Below are 19,933 nucleotides of genomic sequence, written 5' to 3' on the forward strand. Positions count from 1 at the left end.
GGTTCGGACACTGTCCATGGGGTTGATCAAGCGAAGGTGAGCGAGCGCATCTTCGCTTCGAGTATCGAGAGGTTATGGAATCCGCGGCGCTTGTTGCGTTCGGTTCCACGAAAAATTGCAATTTCGATTCCATGCTTGCGGCAGAGTGCGCACGGGCACTCCCGCCAAGGCGCATTCTTGAGCGTGCGTTCGTACGCGGGGAGGTAGCTCTTCTTCTTGGGCCCGAGCACGAGAGCCTCGTATTCGCCGAGGATCTGCAGGACGTCCGCAACGGTGACGGCGTCCTGGTCCTCGTCGTGCTCGCGCAGGGCGCGGAGGCATGCGCGTTCACAGGCGATCGCGTCGGCCTGGGAGACTTGCCCGGAAAGGATCAGACGCTTCAGTGCGGGGTTGCCGTCGACCTGAGGAACGCGGATGGCGGTGAAGGAGTCCGTAGCCGTGTGGTAGTTGTTCCGGTCGTCCATGAAGGCCTGGCGGAATGCCGATGTGCTGTCGAAACTCTTGACCCCGAGTTGAGCGAAACGCTCCATGCTGTCCACGCGATTGATGCCGAGCAGATGGAGTTCCACGTCCGGCCTGCGGACCTCGTCGATGGCCTCCAAGCACGCCAGGATCTCGTGGGACTTGAGAGGCACCATGCCTCCGAGGGCGATGCGCTGGTAGCCCATCTCCTGCAACTTCGCGACACTGTGGGCGTAGCTCTCGGGCCCCCAGCCCTGCGCGGCACCCACCGGCTGAAACTTCTCCCCACGCCGTCGGGCCTCCTTCAGGAAGTCCTCGGCGAGCTTGAGCGAGATTTCCTGCCGCTCGATCCAGGCGGGGTCGGGCTCTTGCGAGGAGCCCGTGGGAATGTAGCCGAAAATGACGTGGTCGATGCTGACGCCGGCGTCGAATCCGCATGACTCGTAGAAGCTGACCACCTCATCGACGGTGTAAGGCGGAATATCCTCATTGATGTAGTTGAAGGCTCCGCAGTCGCCGAGGGTGTGCATGTCCTTGTCGAGCCGGAAAAAGGCGCGCACGCCGAGCCGATACAGGCGCTCCCGTTGGGGGGTCGAGTACTTCCCTGCGCCCTTGACCGAACCGTCGATGATGGCCTTGCTGACGAGTATCCCGTCATAGGGGACGGGGGTGACCACCTCGTGGGCGTACTTGTCGTCGCGCTGTCGCACCCGGTACGGCGAGTACTCGTCGTTGAGGAAGTCGTATGTCGGACTTACCAGGTCCTGACTGTCCGGGAAATAGAATTTCACGCGACCTTGACCTTTTCGTGCACGTAGGTACGGAGGAGGAAGTTGGAAAGAGTACTGATGTGGCGAGGGTTGTTCTGGAGTTCATTCCAAGGAATGTTGAGGTCAGGCCACCGGCCACTCGTCCACCGGCAGTACGGCTGAATGAGTTCCAACTCCGCCCTGGCTTCCTTGATCGCGATGGGAGAGGACGGGGGGATGTTCATCATCACCCGGTCCATCAGGCGTCCCATGGACCTGATGCCCACACCGTGCATCAGGCGACTCTTGGTGGCCGGCAAACCCCATGCGTCGGGGAACGTCTCACGAACCGCTGTCCAGTACGTCACCAGGATCGAGCGGATGGTGGCGGTGTCCACCGTTCCGTTCGAGAGGTTCTTGTAGGGGGAGAAGACCCCGGTCGGCAGGTTCAGCGATTCCTGGATCGCCAGCATCAGACTGTTGTCCGCGACGACGGTGCTGCTCTTCTCCTTGGCGGTCGTCGACGCCCGACGCACCAGGCCGCGGAAAGGTGAGTCCTTGTCCTGGTTGAGCGCCTCGACCAGTGCCGAAGGCAGTTTGCGCGCGGAGAGCTTCGTGGGCAGGGCGGTGCCCACCTCGGGGAGCAGTTCCGAGACCAGGTTCGTCGGGAGCGGGGAGACGGTGTTGACCCGCAGGAACTGGTCCCGCTGAGTTTCGAGGTCCTCCGACACGAAGCCGGCCACCGTCACCGCCAGCCCCGAGTTCCGTGTGCGGGCGAGGGCGAGACTCCGCTGCTGACCGTCGACGATCCACGCCGGCCGTGGGGCGTCCGGGGAATCCGGGAGGGGAATCTCCAATGTGCCACTGGTGCAGAGGCCGTCGAAACTGCTGGGCCCAGGACTCGAGCGGAAGCGGACGGTGGAGGGGAGAGCCAGAATCAGCCCGTTGGGGAAGAGGACCTCGCCTCCGTCCAGGTACTCCAGGATCTGCCGGACATGCTGCTTCTTCTCGGGCCGCTGGTAGCCGATGAGCCGACCGGCCTCGTCACGCGAGATGCGTGCCACATCGGCGACCTGGCTGACCTCGTCTGCGGCGAGGGCGAACATGTACAGAGGAATGGTCGGGTGCTGCTCGACGCGCAGAGCGCGGCGCTTGATCACATGGGGGGTCATCGGTTCTCCACCGTGGCGTAGAGCTCAGCGAAGCGCTTCTGCTCGCAGGCCAGCCCTTGGTCCCGCAGCATGCGGAGCAGGCGGGTACGTGAATAGGACGGGTTCTGGGCCAGGCTTTCCCGTATGAAGGCGATGACGTTCTCGTCCGTCATCGGTGTGCGCTGATAGCGCTCCTTCTTCGAGACCTCGGACACCCACTTGTTCAGCTTGTCCCATGTCTCAGGGGCGGTGAGTCGGGAGTCCGAGCAGTGCTCCAGCCACCAGGCGGCCATCCGTGCGTTCAGGCTGGTGAGAGTCCCCCCTAGAGAGTTGCGGAGGGATGCGTCGGCCGGTACCCGCGGCAGGTGAGGAAGATCACGGGCGCCGCCGATGAGGAGTGCCTCCGCCTTCATCGAGGAGAGAGCCTCGAGGTCGTCCTGCATCGCGGCGGCGTACACCTCGGAGAGGACGAGAAGTACGGGGCCCCTGTTGGCGAGTTCCGTCAAGGTGGCTGCCCCGCGTTCCCTCTGGAGTAGGCGCCACCAAGCGCTGCGGTCCTCGAAGGAGTGACCGACCGAATCCTCGTGCCGAGGCGTGAAAGTGGCTCCGTAGGCAGAAGCGAACGCCGATACTGGTTGCAGACCCAGTCCGGCTGAGGCAACCCACAGATCGGCAGTGAAGCCGGCCTGTGCCGCGACGGAGGGGAGTCGCTGAGCGCGAACCCAGTGATCCCCCTTGTAGAGCTGCTCCAGAGGGCGAGGATCCGAGGCGGAGCCGATCCTGCGGCACCATTCGGCGACACGCCCGTCCACCTGGCCCGCAGGCAGTTCCCGCACTCGCAGTTCAACCGCTGGGGCTGCGGCTTTGCGGTCGGTGCACGTCACCACGATGGAAAGCTGGCTCATCGTGGGGGGCTCCCGGGGCTCAGTAACTGGAACGAGGTCAGGGTTACTGTACCGTCTAGTTCCCGACCTTTTGATCAAGCGCGGATTGGCGCTAACCCAGCAGGGAGTGAGAGTATGGATCGTCCCGCGATTGTGCTGTTGAGCGGGGGGCTGGACTCCACCACCGTGCTCGCCATCGCCAAGGACCAGGGATTCACCCCGTACGCCTTGAGCTTTCGGTACGGCCAGCGGCACAGCATCGAGCTGGAAGCGGCCAAGCGCGTGGCCGAGGCTCAGGGTGTGGCGCGCCATGTGATCGCGGACATCGATCTTCGAGTGTTCGGCGGATCGGCCTTGACTTCCGACATCGAGGTTCCCAAGCACGAGAGCGTCGATCAGGTCGAGGAATCCATCCCGGTCACCTACGTGCCCGCTCGGAACACGATCTTTCTGTCGTTCGCGCTCGCCTACGCAGAGGTCGTGGGCGCCAGCGACATCTTCACCGGTGTGACGGCTGTCGATTACAGCGGGTACCCAGACTGTCGCCCTGAGTACATGGACGCCTACGCCAAGATGGCCAACCTTGCCACCCGGGCCGGCGTTGAGGGCACCCAGGAACTCAAGTTGCACTCGCCTCTTATCGCGATGTCGAAGGCGGACATCGTGCGGGAAGGGCTGCGACTGGGGGTCGACTACTCGCTCACGTCGAGTTGCTACGACCCCGACGAGCAGGGGCGTGCCTGTGGCAAGTGTGACACCTGCCTGCTCCGCCTCAAGGGCTTCGCCGAGGCCGGTGTGACCGACCCGGTCCAGTACCAGAAAGCGTAAGACATGACCTATCTGGTCAAAGAGATCTTCTATACGCTTCAGGGAGAGGGGGCGCACGCCGGACGAGCAGCAGTCTTTTGCCGTTTTTCGCGCTGCAACCTCTGGACCGGACGTGAGAAAGATCGGGCCAGGGCGATCTGCCGATTCTGCGACACGGACTTCGTAGGCACCGACGGTGAGGGAGGCGGCCGCTTCCCCACCGCAGAAGCGCTCGCCGATGCTGTGGAAGCGGCCTGGCCGTCCGACGCCATGGAGCACCGATTCGTGGTCTGCACCGGCGGTGAGCCCCTTCTCCAGTTGGACAGCGACGCCGTTGCTGCGCTTCACGACCGCGGGTTCGAGATCGCGGTGGAGACCAACGGCACCCGGCCGGCGCCGGAGGGGCTCGACTGGGTGTGTGTGAGTCCGAAGATCGGCTCCGACCTGGTACTCACGAGCGGTGACGAACTCAAGTTGGTCTATCCGCAGGCTGGTGGCGACCCTGCGCAGTTTGAACATCTCGGCTTCCGGCATTTTCGCTTGCAGCCCATGGACGGTCCGGACCGGGAAGAGAACACGCGCGCGGTGGTCGAGTACTGCATGAAGAACCCGCGCTGGACGCTCTCCCTCCAGACGCACAAGTATCTGGGAATTCAGTAATGGAAATCTTTCGCGAGTTCACGTTCGAGGCCGCGCACCGACTGCCCAACGTGCCCGAAGGGCACAAGTGCGCCCGACTCCACGGGCACTCGTACAAGGTCGTCGTCCATGTCGAAGGGGACGTGGAACCGCAGGCCGGCTGGGTCATGGACTTCGGGGACGTGAAGCGGGCCTTCAAGCCGATCGAGGCTGAACTCGACCACTACTACCTGAACGACATCGCTGGGTTGGAGAACCCCACGAGCGAGGTCCTGGCCAAGTGGATCTGGGAGAGGCTGATCGGTGACCTTCCGGCTCTGTCCGCTGTGACGGTCCGGGAGACCTGCACCTCTGGTTGCACCTACCGAGGCGAATGACGTGCACGACGTTCAGAACGAGTACGACTCCCGAGGCATCGAAATCGACGAGGTCGGCATTGCGGGCCTCCGCTTCCCTGTGGCCTTCGACGACGGGGTGACCAAGCAGAGCGGCATCGCTGATGCCGCGGTGACAGTTCGCCTTCAGGCCGACCGCCGCGGCACGCATATGAGCCGCATGGTGGCCTTGGCCCAGGACGAGTTGGCGACGCTGGACCCCCGGGACATGCCTCATGTCTTGAAGGAGGGCGCTGCCCTCCTCGACACGCCGACGGTAAAGATCACCGTTAGCATGCCGTTCGCCCAGCGGGTAGCAGCCCCGGCCACAGGCAAGGAATCGTGGCAGGTTCACAACCTCACCATCGAGGGGCTGCTCGAAGACGGCCAGGCCAGGGTGACCACCACGGTGATGACCGAGGTCACCAGCCTCTGCCCTTGCTCCAAGGCCATCTCCGATTATGGGGCGCACAACCAGCGCAGCGAGATCTCCCTCAGCGTGACTGGTTACGGAGACACCCCCTACCCGACGCCTGTGGACGAAGCGGTGGCCGTCCTGCGAGCCTCAGGCTCAGCTCCGGTCGTTCCTCTGGTCAAGCGGCCGGATGAGCGGGTGCTGACGATGCAGGCCTATGACCATCCGGTGTTCGTCGAAGACATGGCGCGCACTGTCAGCGCGGAGTGCCGTGGCAGAGGACTTCGGCACTCCGTGAAGGTGCGGAACCTAGAGAGTATCCACAGCCACGACGCCATTGCGTTCGTCGCTGGCTGATCAGTCGTTGTTGGCTCCAGTGCCGCCTGCAACAGCATCACTGGAGACGGCCTGGGATAAGAGCGAGGTCCTTGAAGATGGGACTGTTGCAGGATTGGGTGACACCTGGGCCAGCCACATGAGGAGAGGAGCGGACCCGACAGTTCGGGTGGCATCCCCGCCGCTGACGTCCCGCCGGGGATCTCCGCTCCTCGGCCTCGACCGCGCCATGACCGCCGCCGCAGACGCTGCCAACGACCTGGGACTACCCGGCTTCTCCGAGCGGGCATCCGCTTCGATCGTCATCCGAGATGTCGTCCTTCGGCTGGAAGTGGACTGAAGAAGAGCAGACGGGACACCGAACGACGCGGACGTCGTCCCACGAGTCCGGAACCGTCTTGTGTGCCTGTGGCGGCCCGGTAGGGGCGGTGCCGATTGCAGAACTCCGCGCAGTGCGCTGGTGTTCGTGGACCGACCGGGGCTGGGTCACCGCACTGCGAAACCGGCTATCCCTGGAATGAGGTCGAGACGCTCTTGTGTGACCACGAGCGTATCGTTGGCGGGCAACTCACCCCTCGGACACACAGCTGGACGACACGTTCTCGAGGACCCCGACCGTACGGTCGCGGTCCTCGCGGCGTTCCGGTGGCCGAGGGTGATCTCCAGGGCTGCGCGGGGCGACGTCCCGACGCCGGGTGCGGCGTTCCGCGGTCGCTGCGCGACGTTCCCGGGGTGCCTCATGACCGCGACGCTCCCCTTCCACTTCCCCGTGAGCGGTTCACCCGGCTTCCCGCCTTCTCCGGCCGGCTCCCGGCCGCCCGTCAGCAACCCCCCGCCCTTGTCGTACCGTTCGTTCGACAGGCCGGGGCCGGGAGGACACGATCCGGCAGGCGGAGCCGGTACCGGTACCGGTAGAGGGGACGGGGCAGAGCATGGCAATGGACGCGCTCGACTGGGCGGGCGACCAGATGTGCGTCACCTTCACCCGGGGCCTGGACCCCGCCGAGGTGTTCACCCGCTACGGCGCCGACCCGGCCCGTTCCCGCCTGCTCGACGCGGACGCCGCGTCCGACCTGCCCACAGGGCAGTTCGCCGCCGGAGCGGTCTCGCTCCTGCGGTCCGGAAGGCTCGGTGACTGGACGTTCTGCGTCGAGGAGGACGGCGTCATCGGCTCGTGGCCCGAAGTCCTCGCCGCGCTGTCCCGCGGTACCGAGACCTACGGCGTCCTGTCCACCGAGGGCCTTGCCGTCTTCCAGCACTGGCGCGACGGCCAGTGCCTGGAGAACTTCGAGCCCGACCTGGAACAACCCCCGTCCGAGCATCCCGGTCCTTGGTGGGACAGGGTTCAGGAAGCCCTGGCCGAGGGGGAGGGCTTCGGAATGGCCCCCGTGGTCGCCCTCGTCCTCGACCACCTCGGCCTCGCCCTGGACGACGCGACCCTGGCCGCCCCCTGGCCCACCCTGACCGTCGCGGAGGACGACGCCCCGTCCGCACCACGCGGCGACTCCTACGCGGGCGAGGGCCCGGTCCCGCCGGGCGCCATCGAGATCCTGTAGGCCCTGGGGCGTTCCCACCGCCCCGTGCCCGTCAGGACTCCGGGAACGGGCTTCAGCTTCCGGTACGGGCCGCTCCCTCCAGCACCGTGATGTCGGTGATCGGCGGCCGACCGTACAGGGCGAGGATCTCGTCGGCGAGGGCGATGGTCCGCAACGGGTTGTCCCGCTGCCGGTGGGCCTCGATGCCCGCGGCGAGAAGCCCGGTGGGCACGGCCCCCGCGTCGAGGAGGACGCGCCACTCCGCGGGCGGGAGTTCCAGGTACTCGAGGTGGGTGAGCCGGGAGATCCCACAGGGATCGGCGAGAGTACCGGGATGGGCGGAGAGGGTCCGCAGGCGCGGCAGGCCGAAGACGGGGGCGAGGCTGAGGGGCTCCTTCTCCCACACCCCGATGCTGAGGACCTCCAGGCCGGGGTGGGCGGCGGCCTCGATGCTGGGGAGGGAGGCGCGGTTGACGTGGGCGACGAGCGGCGGCCGCTCGGCCCTTCGGACCGGCCGGCCGTCGAAGTGACGGTGGACGACCATGTCGGTGAGGGAGTCGGCGACCAGCCCGGCACCGATGTTCCCCTCGTGACCGATGATGATCACCTGTCCGACGTGCCCCTCCGGACCCGGGGTGAGGTCGACGGCGATGCGGTCCCCGCCGCCGTTGTCACCGAAGACGATCCAGCCCGGCGAGCCGACGAGCCCCTGCACGGGGTCCTCCGGTCCCGTCTCGACCGCCGTCATGGCGGCGAACCGCCACGGCACCCGCCGGGAAGCCGCGTCGGCGACGTACACCTCGCCGAGGGGAAGGAGTTCGCAGCCGATGGTGTCGTACGGCTCCCGGTAGTCGTCCCAGTCCTCGTACCGGCCCCGGACGACCTGGTACAGGGCCCTCAGCTCGGCGGGCAGCGGCACGCCCAGGCGCGCCTCGGCCGCTGCGATCTCCTCCTCGGAGGCGCCCACCGCGTCCGGGAGCCGTTCGCGAAGGGTGCGCTGCAGCAGTTCCACGTCCGCGGACGGGGCCGGTACCGCGTCCGGCACCGGCTCGGGCAGGCGGCGCACCGGCTCGGGCAGGGCCCCGTCCGCGAGGAGGAGCGTGCCCGGGTGCGCGGTCGCGACACCCGGCTCCGCGGAGGAGGCCGGACCGATCAGGTGCAGCCGGACACCGCCGGGAGCGGAAGAGGCCTCCACCACGAAGGAGACACCGTCGCTCCCGTCCTCCTCGAGCGCTTCGACGATCCGGCCCACGGCGTCGAACTGCTCCTGGTTGTCGGAGACCAGTGAGGCGCGCCCCGGTCGCGGCGACCGGAACGGCAGCGGAACGCTCCACGCCCCGGGACTGATCTGCCCCGCCACGTGTCCGCCGGGCGCGGAGAGCGTCTCCGCGTGGGCGGCGCGCAGGAGGCGCAGCAGGGGCTGCCAGGTGGCGAAGTCACGGAGCGAGGGCACGGGAAGACCTCCTGAAGGTGTGCTCGCTGATTCTGGATCACGGGCGGGAGCCGACCGCACGAGGCGCCCCCCGGGGCGGAAACGGCCCGGGGGAAGGAGGCCTGCCTTCGGTCTGCGGTTCGGCGCCGCCGCCGACGGATCCCGACCCGGGCCCCGGACTCCGGGCCCTGGACCGCCCGTTCGTCGACGGGCGGACGGCCCGGCGGCTTCCTCAGCAGCGGCCACGCACGGTGCACGACTGTGCGACGAGGACCCGTGCGGGACTGTTCCTCCGCCGGAGCCGCCCGGCGCACGCGGCGGCCGGGGGAGCCGGCGCCGGCCGGAACGCCGGCTCGGCGGTCGGTCCGGCGCTTCCGGCTACAGCAGGACGAGCAGCTTGGTCCCCGGGACCAGCTTCCTGTTGACCGAGGTCGACTGGACGAACACGGTGTAGGCCTCGTTGCTCCCCGGCGTCACGGTGACCTCCGTCGCCGGCAGGCCCAGGAGCTGCCGGGCGGCGGGACCGGTGAACACCTTCCCGGTCATCCGGCCGGTGGCCGGGTCCTTCTCCGCCACGGCGATCTGCTTGTTGGCCTGGATCTTCTCGCGCTTGGACAGTTCGTAGAAGGCGCAGCCGGTCTTGTACGGGTGCCCGGCGCTGGTGACGAAGTCGCGGATGGACGTCCGCTGGTCCACCGGGATCAGGACGTACTTGCCGGCGTCCAGGGCCCGGAGGCTGGACTTCACGTCCGCCGCGCTGAGGTCCTGGCCCATCGCGAAAAGGTTCCTGGTGCCGCGCACGCCCTGCTCGCGGTCGCGCAGGAACTTCGTGGCGGCCGTCTTGACGGCGCCGATCGCCTCCTCGACGCCCTGGTCCGAGTCCGCGTCCCAGATCGAGATGTTGCCCGTCGGGAAGCCGTACTGCTGGGCGGTGCGCTTGGCCAGGGAGTTCGGCACCATGATGGCCGAGGTCCAGTGGTCCGGCAGGTTGTTCATCTTGTCCGCGATCCTGCTCCGCCACTCGTCCAGGACGGCGCGGCCGTTCGGAAGGTGGTCGTGGCGCGCGCCCGTCGTGTCGGCGCCGGAGGCGTTCTCCTCGCCGTCGGTGACGACGACCTGGAGGAAGCTGTGCTCGCCGTACTCCTCCCATATGTGGCCGAGGTCGTCGAGCGCCTTCACCGACGCCTGGATCAGCGCCGTCGCGCCGTTCTCGACGGTGTACAGGCCCCGCATGGACGGCAGGTGCTTGACGTCCATGTCCCACACCAGGTTCTCGACCAGGTGGTCGAAGGCGTAGAGGCTGATCCGGGTCTCATGACCGAGCCGGTCGGACTCCTCCTTCAGCCCCTTCACGAACTCGTCCACCACCCGGACGAGTTGCTCCGAGTGGCCTCGCATCGAGCCGGACTTGTCGATGACGAGAGCGACGTGGTTCACGAAGTGCTTCTTGAGCCGGTCCTTCACCGTAGCGCTCACCGTGCTGATCCCCTTCCGATCGTTCCCCCGGACCACGACAGCGCCTCGCGGAGACACGGCCTCCCGGCGCGGACCCGTCGGTCGCCGGTCAGCCCGTCCATGCCTTCGAGCGTCAGCGGAACCGGCGGTGAAGGGCCGTCAGGCGAGTCCCCGAACGTCCTTCTCCGCAGGCGGACGTCTCTTCCGGGACTGTGAACCCCGGCATGGACCCTGGTCCGTCCAGATGATGGCTCCACTTTATGGAGGGGCACTGACAATGCGCGCTGAGCTGCGGTTCCGCACCTGAGGCAGCGTCGTGTGCGGGCGGAGACACCGCGGCCCCCTGTGCCCGTGCACCGGGCGCAGGGGGCCGTGGCGGGGCGCCGGACGGCTCAGGAGGCCGTGGTGGCGGTGGGGGTCCCGTCCCGGTCGGGGACGGCGGGGGCCTCGCCCTCGTCGAGTGCGACGTCCTTCGTCTCCTTGCCGACCAGCAGTGCGACCAGGGTCAGCAGCGCCATCGCGGAGAGGTAGACCCCGACCAGCCACGGCGAGCCGTCGCCGGCCTCCCACAGGGCCACCGCGATGAACGGGGCGACGGCCGCGCCGAGGATCGAGCTGACGTTGTACGAGATGCCGGAGCCCGTGTAGCGCACGCTCGTCGGGAAGAGCTCCGGCAGCAGCGCGCCCATCGGACCGAAGGTCATGCCCATCAGCGTGAAGCCGAGCACCAGCCACAGCACCACGCCCAGCGTGCCCATGCCGATCAGCGGCACCCACACCAGCCCGAAGACCAGGATCCCGGCGGTGACCCAGGCGAGGGTGGTGCGGCGGCCGTACTTGTCGGCGAGCGGGCCGGAGACCAGGGTGAACGCGGCGAAGAACAGCACCCCGAAGATCATCATCAGCACGAAGGTGGTGTAGCTGTACCCCAGGCCGGGCACGGCGGCGTCCTCGGGCGTACGGCCGTAGCTCAGCGAGAACGTGGTCATCAGGTAGAAGAGCACGTACGTCGCCAGCATGAAGAAGGTGCCGAGGACCAGCTGCTTCCAGTGGTTGCGGAAGACGGTGGCCAGCGGCAGCTTGCGCACCAGCCCGGCCTCGCGGGTCCTGGAGAAGACCGTCGACTCGACGAGGCGCATCCGCACCCACAGGCCGATCGCGACCATCACGGCGGAGAACAGGAACGGGATGCGCCAGCCCCAGCTCAGGAAGGCGTCCGAGGGCTGCGACGGGTCGGCGCCCGCCGCGGACGGCAGCAGCGCGCCGATGAGCAGGAAGAGGCCGTTGCCGATGATGAAGCCGAACGGGGCGCCCAGCTGCGGGAAGGTGCCGTAGAGGGCGCGCTTGTCGCTGGGGGCGTTCTCGGTGGCGACCAGGGCGGCGCCGCTCCACTCGCCGCCGAGCGCGAAGCCCTGCGCGAGCCGCATCAGCACCAGCAGCGCGGTGGCGATCCAGCCGGCCTGCGCGTAGGTGGGCAGCACGCCGATGAGGAAGGTGGCGATGCCCATGGTGAGGAGCGAGGCGACCAGAGTCCCCTTGCGGCCGATCCGGTCGCCGAGGTGTCCGAAGACCACGGCGCCGATCGGGCGGGCGACCATCGCGGCGCCGAACACCGCGAAGGACGACAGCAGGGCCGTGGTCGGATCGCTGCTCGGGAAGAAGAGCTTGGGGAAGACCAGGACGGCGGCGGTCGCGTAGATGTAGAAGTCGTAGAACTCGATCGTCGTGCCGATGAGGCTCGCGATGAGGACACGGGACCGCGAGTTGACGGGGGCCTGGGCCGGGCTGCTGGTTGGTGCGGACATTTCACGGTCTTTCCAGGGGGGAACGGTCACCGGCGCCGTGCGCCGACGGCCCGCACGGCGGCGCGCGTCCTCCCGGGGAGGGCCGCGCGAACAATGTGGGCGCTACAACGATCTCAGATATCTCATCCATCAGGAACGGTGTACCAAAATGTGAGACACGAATATTGCGTGGCCCGGCCCTCCCCTCCCTCCCTACACTCACCGGGCAGGCACCGCCCGTCGTCGGACGGTGCGTCCATGACCGTGACCAGTGAGGGGAGGCCGGCCGTGCGTGACCACGCCGCCGCCGTCGTTCCCCGTTCCCGGTCCCGTCGGTCCGTGGTGATCCTGGTGTCCCCGGCCGTCCGGTGCCCGCTGCGCGGCCGGCACCGGATGCCCGCGACACACGTCTGATCCCCGCACCCCCGTCCATCGGGGGCGTGCGCCGTCGTCGTGCGTCGGGGAGATCGCGCTGCCCTCTTCCGGACCGTCCGAAAGGCCGTGTGCCATGCGCACCCCGATGAACGCCAACCCCCTCGCCGCCGTCCGCAACCTGGGCATCCTCGCCCACGTCGACGCCGGCAAGACCACCGTCACCGAGCGGATCCTGTACGCGACCGGCGCCACGCACCGGCGCGGGGAGGTGCACGACGGCACCACCGTCACCGACTTCGACCCGCAGGAACGCGACCGGGGCATCACCATCTTCGCCGCCGCCGTCAGCTGCGCCTGGGACGGTCACCGCGTCAACCTCATCGACACCCCGGGCCACGTCGACTTCGCCGACGAGGTGGAGCGCTCGCTGCGGGTCCTCGACGGCGCGGTCGCCGTGTTCGACGCGGTCGCCGGGGTCGAACCGCAGAGCGAGTCGGTGTGGCGGCAGGCGGACCGGCACGGCGTGCCGCGGATCGCGTTCGTCAACAAGATGGACCGGGCCGGTGCCGAGCTCGACGCCGCCGTCGCCTCGATCCGGGAGCGGCTGCACCCCGCACCCCTCGCGGTCCAGCTGCCGATCGGTGCGGAGGACGCCTTCACGGGCGTCGTCGACCTGGTCCGGATGCGGGCGCTGACCTGGGACAGCGACGGTGGGGCCGGCAGCGAGGCCCCGGTGCCGGAAGAGCTGCGTGCCGAGGCCCGCCGGCGGCGCCGGCTGCTGGAGGAGGCCGTCGCCGAGCTGCACCCGGGAGCGCTGGAGGAGTTCTGCGACACCGGTGCGCTCGGCGCCGGGACGCTGGTGTCCGCCCTGCGCGACCTGACCCACAGCGGTGACGCCGTGGTCGTGCTGTGCGGCTCCGCCTACCGCAACCGCGGCGTCGAACCGCTGCTGGACGCGGTCCTCGCCTACCTGCCCTCACCCCTCGACGTGCCGCCGGTGCGCGGGACGGACGGCGACGGCCGGGAGCGGGAACGGGCCGCCGATCCGGCGGCACCGCTGACCGCCCTCGCGTTCAAGGTGAACGCCACCGCCACCGGGCGGCTGACCTACCTGCGCCTGTACGCGGGAACGATCGAGAAGGGAGACACCGTGTGGGACGCGACCGCACGCCGCGCCGAGCGGATCGGGCGGATCCTGCGGGTGCGGGCCGACCGGCACGCCCAGGTGGACCGGGCGGTCGCCGGGGACATCGTCGCCGTGGTCGGGCTGAAGTCCGCCCGCGCCGGCTCCACCCTGTGCGCACCGGGCGCCCCGCTGGTCCTGGAACCCCCGGGTGTCGCCGAACCCGTCGTCTCCGTGGCGGTCGAGGCGCTCAGGGGCACGGACACCGGACGTCTGGCGTCGGCGCTCGGGCGGCTCGCCGAGGAGGACCCGTCGCTGGTCGTGCGCACCGATCCGGAGACCGGCCAGACGGTGCTGTCCGGCATGGGGGAGCTGCACCTGGAGGTCGCGGTGGAGAAGGTCCGGCGTGAGCACGGGCTCGGCGTCAACGTCGGCCGTCCCCGGGTGAGTCACCGGGAGACCGTCGGCCGCGGTGTGTCCGGGTTCGTCTTCCGGCACGTCAAGCAGGACGGCGGGGCCGGGCAGTTCGCCCACGTCGTGCTCGACGTCGAGCCGCTGGACACGCCGGAGGCCGGTTTCGAGTTCCGCTCGGTGGTCGTCGGCGGACGGGTGCCGCAGGAGTACGTCCGTGCCGTCGAGGCCGGCTGCCGGGACGCCCTGGCCGAGGGACCGCTGGGCGGGCACCCGGTGACGGGTCTGCGGGTCACGCTCACCGACGGTTCGACCCATGTGAAGGACTCCTCGGACACCGCCTTCCGCACCGCGGGCCGGTTCGGTCTGCGGGACGCGCTGCGGGCCTGCGCGATGGTCCTGCTGGAGCCGGTCGTCGAGGTCACGGTCACCGTGCCCGAGGACGCGGTGGGCGGGGTGCTCGGCGATCTGGCCGCACGCCGCGGCCGGGTGACCGGCTCGGTCACCCGGGCGGGCGCGACGGTCGTGACCGCCACCGTGCCGCTGGCCGAGCTGTTCGGCTACGCGACCCGGCTGCGCAGCCGCACCCAGGGCCGCGGCACCTTCACCACCCGGCCGACCGGCTACGCACCGGCACCGGCCACGGCGTCCGCGCGGTAGCGCGGCGGGCCGGCCGGCCCGGCGGCCCCTCCCCGACTCAGTGGGGAGGGGCCGCCACCGGTCCCGCACCGGGGCACGTCCGACCGTCGGCGTCGGTCGGACGCGCCCCGGCGGGCCGGGATCAGGGGTAGGACACCACCGTCGACGGCACGGTGTTCGTGCCCGAGGTCGGCGATCCGGTGTCGTTGATGACGCACTCGTACTGCCCGTGCCCGCTCAGCGAGACCACCAGCAGGTGGTGGAAGCGCACACCGGGGCGTTCCGGGGCGGCGAAGCCGTGGTGCTGGACGATCGTCGGGTCGACGTTGTAGTAGCAGTAGCTGCCCATGCCCCAGCCCTCGTGGGCGGTGACGTGGTCGCCGACCTTGTAGGCGGCGTAGCCCCTCAGCGGACCGTTCTGGATCGCGGCCTGGTTCGGGGCGTCGTAGGCCTTCTCGTTCTGGAAGAAGACCGTGCGCCCGCGCTCGCCGTTCCACTGCACGTCGTACTTGTTGAAGTGCTCGACGAACAGACCGGTGGCGAGGACGTCGTGGCCGTTGACGACGACGCCGTAGTCGCAGCGGTTGGTCTCCCAGCCGACGCCGTCGCCGTGGTCGGCGCGCCAGACCCAGGTGTGGTCGACGATGGTGTGCCGGGCGTTGACCACCATGCCGGTGGTCGCCCTGCCGGGGCCGGCCCCGCCGATCCGGATGAAGACGTCCTGGACGGTGACGGGGTTGGCGGAGTGGTTCCGGGAGGCGCCGCGCGGCCCGACCTCCAGCAGCACCGGGGAGTCGACCGGCCCGGCGTCGATCAGGAAGCCGGCCAGCCGTACGCCGTCGACGTCGGCGACCTTCAGGGCGGTGGCGCCGTTGCCGGGGATGAGGGTGGCGTAGCCGAGGCCCAGGACGACCGTGTTCGGCCGGTTCACCCGGACCGGCTGGTCGACGTGGTAGATGCCGGGCGTGAGCAGCAGGTTCAGGCCCTGCTCGAGCGCCCGGTTGAGGGTGGCCGCAGAGTCGCCCGGCTTCGCGACGTAGAAGCGCTCCAGCGGCAGCGAGGTGCCGCGCGGGGTGCCGTTGCCCCAGGTGACGCCGCGCGCGTTCGTCCGCAGCGCGGGCAGGAAGACGCGGTACCGGTCGCCGTCGAGGTACAGGAAGGGCTTCTCGCGGGAGAGGGGCGTCGTGTCGAGCGTGGTGTACGGCGGGTCGGGGAAGCTCTGTGCGGGGGCGCCCTCGACACCGGAGAACACCATGTTCCACACGGCGTTGGTCCAGCCGCCGACCGAGCTGTCCCGGGTGTACCACTGCTGCTGCGAGTACGGGCCGACGGTGCCGTCGATCCGGCTGTCGGCGATGTAACCGCCGCTCGCCCAGCCGTAGCCGGAGGGCGCGAGGTCGAGGCCGCCGCGGACGTGCATCCGGCGGAAGGGGGCCGCCTGGGCGACCGCCCAGCGGTTGGTGCCGCTGACCGGGACGAGGGCCAGGTTCTCCGCCGAACGCCAGAAGTTCTGCGTGGCGTTGCCGTCGAACCAGCCGGCGTCGACCGTCACGTCGCCGTGGATGGTGGTGTCGTCGGGGGAGAGGCCGAGGCCGGAGACGGAGGTGTAGAAGCCGATCCGGGCGTTGAGCCCGTGGTAGGCGCCGGGCTTGAAGAGGAACTGGTAGCGGCCGGGGCCGAACTGGTCCGACTCCTGCCGGGCGAACACCTCGTCCAGCCTGGCCTGGATGCCCGGAGTGGACGGGTCGAGGACGATCACGTTGGGGCCGAGGTCGCCACCGCCCTTCAGGCGCCGGGGTTTTCCGCGCGCGGCCGGCGCGGCGGACGCCGTACCGGACAGGCCGGCCAGCACGGGAACGGCCGCCGCGGCGCCGAGGACGGCCCGGCGGCCGACGGCGGAGGGCGGGGCGGAGGGGGAGTCGGACGTCATGGGGCGGCTCTCCTGGTTCAGGAAGTGAACGGCGTGGGGGAGTTGGGAGCGCTCTCTCGCCGCTGAATGGTTCATCCCTGGAACGCATGAGTCAAGAGGTGCGGCGAGAGTCGAGCGAGTCCGTCCGAACCCTTGACGTGGTCCCGTCCGGAGGTTTAACTCACGTCCTAAATTAAGCCATGAGGCACTGCCTGCGGGGCTACCCCGAGGGCATTCGGCATTCCCGGAAAGGGACACCAGGAGCCATGCGCAGCATCCGAGCCGCGGCCACAGGCGCCGTCATCCTGTCTCTCGCACTCGCCGCCTCGGCCTGCGGAGGCGGATCGAGCACGGGCGGCGGGTCGAACGACTCGCCCGAGGAGCTCACCTACTGGGCCTCCAACCAGGGCGCCGGCATCGAGGTCGACAAGAAGGTCCTCCAGCCCGAGCTCGACAAGTTCGAGAAGCAGACCGGCATCAAGGTCAAGCTGGAGGTCGTGCCCTGGTCCGACCTGCTCAACCGGATCCTCACCGCGACCACCTCCGGCCAGGGCCCGGACGTGCTGAACATCGGCAACACCTGGTCCGCCTCGCTGCAGGCGACCGGCGGCCTCCTGCCGTGGGACGACGAGCAGTTCGACAAGATCGGCGGCAAGGACCGCTTCGTCGACTCCGCGCTCGGCTCCACCGGCGCCGAGGGCCAGGACCCGGCCGCCGTCCCGCTGTACTCCATGGCGTACGCCCTCTACTACAACAAGAAGATGTTCGCCGACGCCGGCATCGACGGCCCGCCGGCCACCTGGGACGAGCTGGTCGCCGCCGGCAAGAAGCTGTCCGGGGACGGCACGTGGGGGATAGGCATGGAGGGTTCCAACCCCTCCGAGAACGTCCACCACGCCTTCGTCCTCGCGAAGCAGCACGGCGCCGACTTCTTCACCGCCGACGGCAAGCCCGACTTCACAGGCGACGGCGCCGTCGCCGCGGTCAAGCAGTACGTCGACCTCATGGCGAAGGACAGGATCATCGCCCCGGGCAACGCCGAGTACGCCCAGAACCAGTCGGTCAGCGACTTCGCCAAGGGCAGGACGGGCATGCTGCTGTGGCAGTCCGCCTCCGCCAACCTCACGTCCCAGGGCATGAGCGAGGACGCCTACGGCATCGCCCCGGTGCCCGTGCAGTCCGGCACGCCCGGACCCGGCAAGCAGGTCAACTCCATGGTCGCCGGCATCAACCTCGCCGTCTTCAAGAACACCGACAACCTCGACGGCGCCACCGAGTTCGTGAAGTTCATGACCAGCGACGCCGAGCAGAAGATCCTCAACACCGCCTACAGCTCCATCCCGCCGGTCAAGGCCGCCCAGGAGGACCCCGCCTTCGACTCCCCGGCCAACGCCGTGCTCAAGGACACCCTCGCCAAGAGCGCCGTCGCCCTGCCGCAGGTCCCCGACGAGTCCCAGTTCGAGACCGCCGTCGGCACCGCCGTCAAGGAACTGTTCGCCGATGCCGCCGCCGGACGCGAGGTGACCACCGACTCGGTGAAGGCCGCGCTCACCAAGGCGCAGCAGCAGATGCCCACGAAGTGAGCCCCGACACCGCCATGACCGCCACTGCCCCCGCAGCGGAGGCCGCCGTGCGCAAGAGCTCCCCCGGTGCGGCGCGCGGCCCCCGCCGCCGCCCCGGGCGGATCCGCCGCATCGGACTGCCCTACCTGCTCCTCCTGCCCGCCCTGCTCCTCGAACTCCTGGTCCACCTGGTGCCGATGGTGATCGGCATCGTGATGAGCTTCAAGGAGCTCACCCAGTTCTACATCCGCGACTGGGGCATCGCCCCCTGGGCCGGCTTCGACAACTACGAGGTGTCGGTGGACTTCGACGCCCCCGTCGGCGAGGCCCTGCTCCACTCCTTCCTCGTCACCGTCGCCTTCACCCTGCTGTCCGTCGGCCTGTGCTGGCTGATCGGCACGGCCGCCGCGATCTACATGCAGGACACCTTCCGCGGCCGCGGCCTGCTGCGCGCCCTGTTCCTGGTCCCGTACGCCCTGCCGGTCTACGCGGCCGTCATCACCTGGGTGTTCATGTTCCAGCACGACAACGGCCTGGTGAACCACGTCCTGCACGACCAGCTCGGCCTCACCGACAAGCCGTCGTTCTGGCTGATCGGCGACAACAGCTTCATCGCCCTGCTCACCGTGTCGGTGTGGAAGGGCTGGCCGTTCGCCTTCCTCATCGTGATGGCCGGCCTGCAGAACGTCCCGCGCGAGCTGTACGAGGCCGCCGCCCTCGACGGCGCCGGGATGCTCCAGCAGATCCGCCGCATCACCCTGCCGTCGCTGCGCCCCGTCAACCAGGTCCTGGTGCTCGTCCTGTTCCTGTGGACGTTCAACGACTTCAACACCCCGTACGTCCTCTTCGGCAAGACCGCCCCCGAGGCCGCGGACCTCATCTCGGTCCACATCTACCAGGCGTCCTTCGTCACCTGGAACTTCGGCACCGGCTCCGCGATGTCGGTCCTGCTGCTGCTCTTCCTGCTCGTCGTGACGGGCGTGTACCTCGCACTCACCTCGCGCGGACGGAGGACCGCCCCGTGAACCCGCCCCGGTCCCCGATGGCCCCGCCCCGCTCGTTCCTGTGGTCCCGGCGGATCTTCCTGACGCTGCTCACGGGATTCGTCCTGGTCCCGGTCTACGTCATGGTCTCCGGCTCGCTGAAGCCGCTCGCGGACGTCACCGGCGAGTTCCGCTGGCTGCCGACCGAGCTGACGATCCGCCCGTACATCGACATCTGGTCCACGGTCCCGCTGGGGCGCTACTTCGTGAACTCGCTGATCGTGGCGGGCGCGGCGACCGTCTGCTCGGTGGTGATCGCGGTCTTCTCGGCGTACGCCGTCAGCCGCCACTCCTTCCGCGGCAAGCGCGTCTTCACGGTGACCGTGCTGTCGACGCAGATGTTCCCCGGCATCCTCTTCCTCCTCCCCCTCTTCCTGATCTACGTCAACGTCGGCAACGCCACGGGCATCGCCCTGTTCGGTTCGCGCGGCGGCCTGATCCTGACGTACCTCACCTTCTCGCTCCCGTTCTCCGTCTGGATGCTGATCGGCTACTTCGACTCGGTCCCGCGCGACCTGGACGAGGCGGCGATGGTGGACGGCTGCGGCCCGCTCGGCGCGCTCTTCCGCGTCGTCGTCCCGGCGGCGATCCCCGGGATCGTCGCGGTCGCCGTCTACGCCTTCATGACCGCCTGGGGCGAAGTCCTCTTCGCGTCCGTGATGACGAACGACACCACCCGCACCCTGGCGGTCGGCCTCCAGGGCTACTCCACCCTCAACGACGTGTACTGGAACCAGATCATGGCCGCCTCGCTCGTGGTGAGCGTCCCCGTGGTCGCCGGGTTCCTGCTCCTGCAGCGCTACCTCGTCGCCGGCCTGACGGCAGGAGCCGTCAAGTGACCGGCTCCC

16 protein-coding genes are annotated in these 19,933 nt (G+C 69.0%); 9 read left to right on the forward strand and 7 right to left on the reverse strand.

Annotated features, from left to right (window positions below; all coding sequences use genetic code 11):
* Positions 1 to 26: 26 nt before the first annotated feature.
* The 3 genes from dpdA to FHS37_RS28590 are packed head-to-tail and all read right to left on the reverse strand — an operon-like array spanning position 27 to position 3,267.
* Positions 27 to 1,253 carry a tRNA-guanine transglycosylase DpdA gene (gene dpdA, locus FHS37_RS28580; protein ID WP_184826437.1) on the reverse strand — a complete coding sequence of 409 codons (1,227 nt, stop codon included), beginning with the start codon at positions 1,251 to 1,253 and terminating at the stop codon, positions 27 to 29.
* Positions 1,250 to 2,383 (reverse strand): DGQHR domain-containing protein DpdB, encoded by a 1,134-nt coding sequence (gene dbpB, locus FHS37_RS28585; RefSeq protein ID WP_184826438.1) that lies wholly within the window; start codon positions 2,381 to 2,383, stop codon positions 1,250 to 1,252. The genes dpdA and dbpB overlap by 4 nt, the downstream gene beginning before the upstream one ends.
* Complete coding sequence (locus FHS37_RS28590) at positions 2,380 to 3,267, reverse strand: hypothetical protein (protein WP_184826440.1); 888 nt, start codon at positions 3,265 to 3,267, stop codon at positions 2,380 to 2,382. The genes dbpB and FHS37_RS28590 overlap by 4 nt, the downstream gene beginning before the upstream one ends.
* Before the next feature lie 114 nt (positions 3,268 to 3,381).
* Between FHS37_RS28590 and queC the strand changes: the two genes are divergently transcribed.
* The 5 genes from queC (at position 3,382) to FHS37_RS28615 (ending at position 7,373) form a co-directional block, all read left to right on the forward strand.
* Positions 3,382 to 4,074, forward strand: a complete 693-nt coding sequence (gene queC / locus FHS37_RS28595) for a 7-cyano-7-deazaguanine synthase QueC (protein ID WP_184826442.1) — start codon at positions 3,382 to 3,384, stop codon at positions 4,072 to 4,074.
* A gap of 3 nt (positions 4,075 to 4,077) precedes the next feature.
* Positions 4,078 to 4,713 (forward strand): 7-carboxy-7-deazaguanine synthase, encoded by a 636-nt coding sequence (gene queE, locus FHS37_RS28600; protein WP_184826444.1) that lies wholly within the window; start codon positions 4,078 to 4,080, stop codon positions 4,711 to 4,713.
* Entirely contained in the window at positions 4,713 to 5,069 is a 357-nt protein-coding gene (queD, locus tag FHS37_RS28605) for a 6-carboxytetrahydropterin synthase QueD (protein ID WP_184826446.1), read from the forward strand. Before queE ends, queD begins: the two co-directional genes overlap by 1 nt.
* A 1-nt stretch (position 5,070) precedes the next feature.
* The gene (locus FHS37_RS28610) at positions 5,071 to 5,838 is read left to right on the forward strand and encodes a GTP cyclohydrolase I FolE2 (RefSeq protein ID WP_184826448.1); all 768 of its coding nucleotides are present in this window, start codon (positions 5,071 to 5,073) and stop codon (positions 5,836 to 5,838) included.
* A 911-nt stretch (positions 5,839 to 6,749) separates the two neighbouring features.
* Complete coding sequence (locus tag FHS37_RS28615; protein ID WP_308439519.1) at positions 6,750 to 7,373, forward strand: DUF6461 domain-containing protein; 624 nt, start codon at positions 6,750 to 6,752, stop codon at positions 7,371 to 7,373.
* Positions 7,374 to 7,425: 52 nt separating this feature from the next.
* Here FHS37_RS28615 and FHS37_RS28620 read toward each other — a convergent pair whose 3' ends face one another.
* From FHS37_RS28620 to FHS37_RS28630, 3 genes are all read right to left on the reverse strand, one after another.
* The gene (locus FHS37_RS28620; protein WP_184826450.1) at positions 7,426 to 8,805 is read right to left on the reverse strand and encodes an SMI1/KNR4 family protein; all 1,380 of its coding nucleotides are present in this window, start codon (positions 8,803 to 8,805) and stop codon (positions 7,426 to 7,428) included.
* A gap of 357 nt (positions 8,806 to 9,162) precedes the next feature.
* Positions 9,163 to 10,269: a vWA domain-containing protein gene (locus FHS37_RS28625; protein WP_184826717.1), complete on the reverse strand. Its 1,107-nt coding sequence runs from the start codon at positions 10,267 to 10,269 to the stop codon at positions 9,163 to 9,165.
* A gap of 362 nt (positions 10,270 to 10,631) precedes the next feature.
* The gene (locus FHS37_RS28630; protein WP_184826452.1) at positions 10,632 to 12,044 is read right to left on the reverse strand and encodes an MFS transporter; all 1,413 of its coding nucleotides are present in this window, start codon (positions 12,042 to 12,044) and stop codon (positions 10,632 to 10,634) included.
* Positions 12,045 to 12,531: 487 nt separating this feature from the next.
* Here FHS37_RS28630 and fusA point away from each other — a divergent pair, with 487 nt between their 5' ends.
* Positions 12,532 to 14,592 carry an elongation factor G gene (fusA, locus tag FHS37_RS28635; protein ID WP_184826454.1) on the forward strand — a complete coding sequence of 687 codons (2,061 nt, stop codon included), beginning with the start codon at positions 12,532 to 12,534 and terminating at the stop codon, positions 14,590 to 14,592.
* A 121-nt stretch (positions 14,593 to 14,713) separates the two neighbouring features.
* Here the strand turns inward: fusA and FHS37_RS28640 are convergent, their stop codons facing one another.
* Positions 14,714 to 16,501, reverse strand: coding sequence for a pectate lyase-like domain-containing protein (locus tag FHS37_RS28640; protein ID WP_184826456.1), 1,788 nt, complete (start codon positions 16,499 to 16,501; stop codon positions 14,714 to 14,716).
* A gap of 245 nt (positions 16,502 to 16,746) precedes the next feature.
* Between FHS37_RS28640 and FHS37_RS28645 the strand changes: the two genes are divergently transcribed.
* Genes FHS37_RS28645 through FHS37_RS28655 form a run of 3 tightly spaced genes read left to right on the forward strand, consistent with a single transcriptional unit; the run spans position 16,747 to position 19,924 of the window.
* Positions 16,747 to 18,063 carry an ABC transporter substrate-binding protein gene (locus tag FHS37_RS28645; RefSeq protein WP_184826458.1) on the forward strand — a complete coding sequence of 439 codons (1,317 nt, stop codon included), beginning with the start codon at positions 16,747 to 16,749 and terminating at the stop codon, positions 18,061 to 18,063.
* A 14-nt stretch (positions 18,064 to 18,077) separates the two neighbouring features.
* Positions 18,078 to 19,067 carry a carbohydrate ABC transporter permease gene (locus FHS37_RS28650; RefSeq protein WP_184826460.1) on the forward strand — a complete coding sequence of 330 codons (990 nt, stop codon included), beginning with the start codon at positions 18,078 to 18,080 and terminating at the stop codon, positions 19,065 to 19,067.
* A gap of 17 nt (positions 19,068 to 19,084) precedes the next feature.
* Positions 19,085 to 19,924 carry a carbohydrate ABC transporter permease gene (locus FHS37_RS28655; RefSeq protein ID WP_184826719.1) on the forward strand — a complete coding sequence of 280 codons (840 nt, stop codon included), beginning with the start codon at positions 19,085 to 19,087 and terminating at the stop codon, positions 19,922 to 19,924.
* The last annotated feature ends 9 nt before the right edge of the window (positions 19,925 to 19,933 follow it).

This window comes from Streptomyces griseomycini, assembly GCF_014203535.1.
Lineage (GTDB): Bacteria > Actinomycetota > Actinomycetes > Streptomycetales > Streptomycetaceae > Streptomyces > Streptomyces griseomycini.

What these genes read in the sequence shown, in the direction of transcription:
- dbpB (WP_184826438.1), bottom strand. Translation starts at nt 2,383, where the DNA reads ATGACCCCCCATGTGATCAAGCGCCGCGCTCTGCGCGTCGAGCAGCAC.
- FHS37_RS28590 (WP_184826440.1), bottom strand. Translation starts at nt 3,267, where the DNA reads ATGAGCCAGCTTTCCATCGTGGTGACGTGCACCGACCGCAAAGCCGCA.
- queC (WP_184826442.1), top strand. Translation starts at nt 3,382, where the DNA reads ATGGATCGTCCCGCGATTGTGCTGTTGAGCGGGGGGCTGGACTCCACC.
- queE (WP_184826444.1), top strand. Translation starts at nt 4,078, where the DNA reads ATGACCTATCTGGTCAAAGAGATCTTCTATACGCTTCAGGGAGAGGGG.
- queD (WP_184826446.1), top strand. Translation starts at nt 4,713, where the DNA reads ATGGAAATCTTTCGCGAGTTCACGTTCGAGGCCGCGCACCGACTGCCC.
- FHS37_RS28615 (WP_308439519.1), top strand. Translation starts at nt 6,750, where the DNA reads ATGGCAATGGACGCGCTCGACTGGGCGGGCGACCAGATGTGCGTCACC.
- FHS37_RS28630 (WP_184826452.1), bottom strand. Translation starts at nt 12,044, where the DNA reads ATGTCCGCACCAACCAGCAGCCCGGCCCAGGCCCCCGTCAACTCGCGG.
- fusA (WP_184826454.1), top strand. Translation starts at nt 12,532, where the DNA reads ATGCGCACCCCGATGAACGCCAACCCCCTCGCCGCCGTCCGCAACCTG.
- FHS37_RS28640 (WP_184826456.1), bottom strand. Translation starts at nt 16,501, where the DNA reads ATGACGTCCGACTCCCCCTCCGCCCCGCCCTCCGCCGTCGGCCGCCGG.
- FHS37_RS28645 (WP_184826458.1), top strand. Translation starts at nt 16,747, where the DNA reads ATGCGCAGCATCCGAGCCGCGGCCACAGGCGCCGTCATCCTGTCTCTC.
- FHS37_RS28650 (WP_184826460.1), top strand. Translation starts at nt 18,078, where the DNA reads ATGACCGCCACTGCCCCCGCAGCGGAGGCCGCCGTGCGCAAGAGCTCC.
- FHS37_RS28655 (WP_184826719.1), top strand. Translation starts at nt 19,085, where the DNA reads ATGGCCCCGCCCCGCTCGTTCCTGTGGTCCCGGCGGATCTTCCTGACG.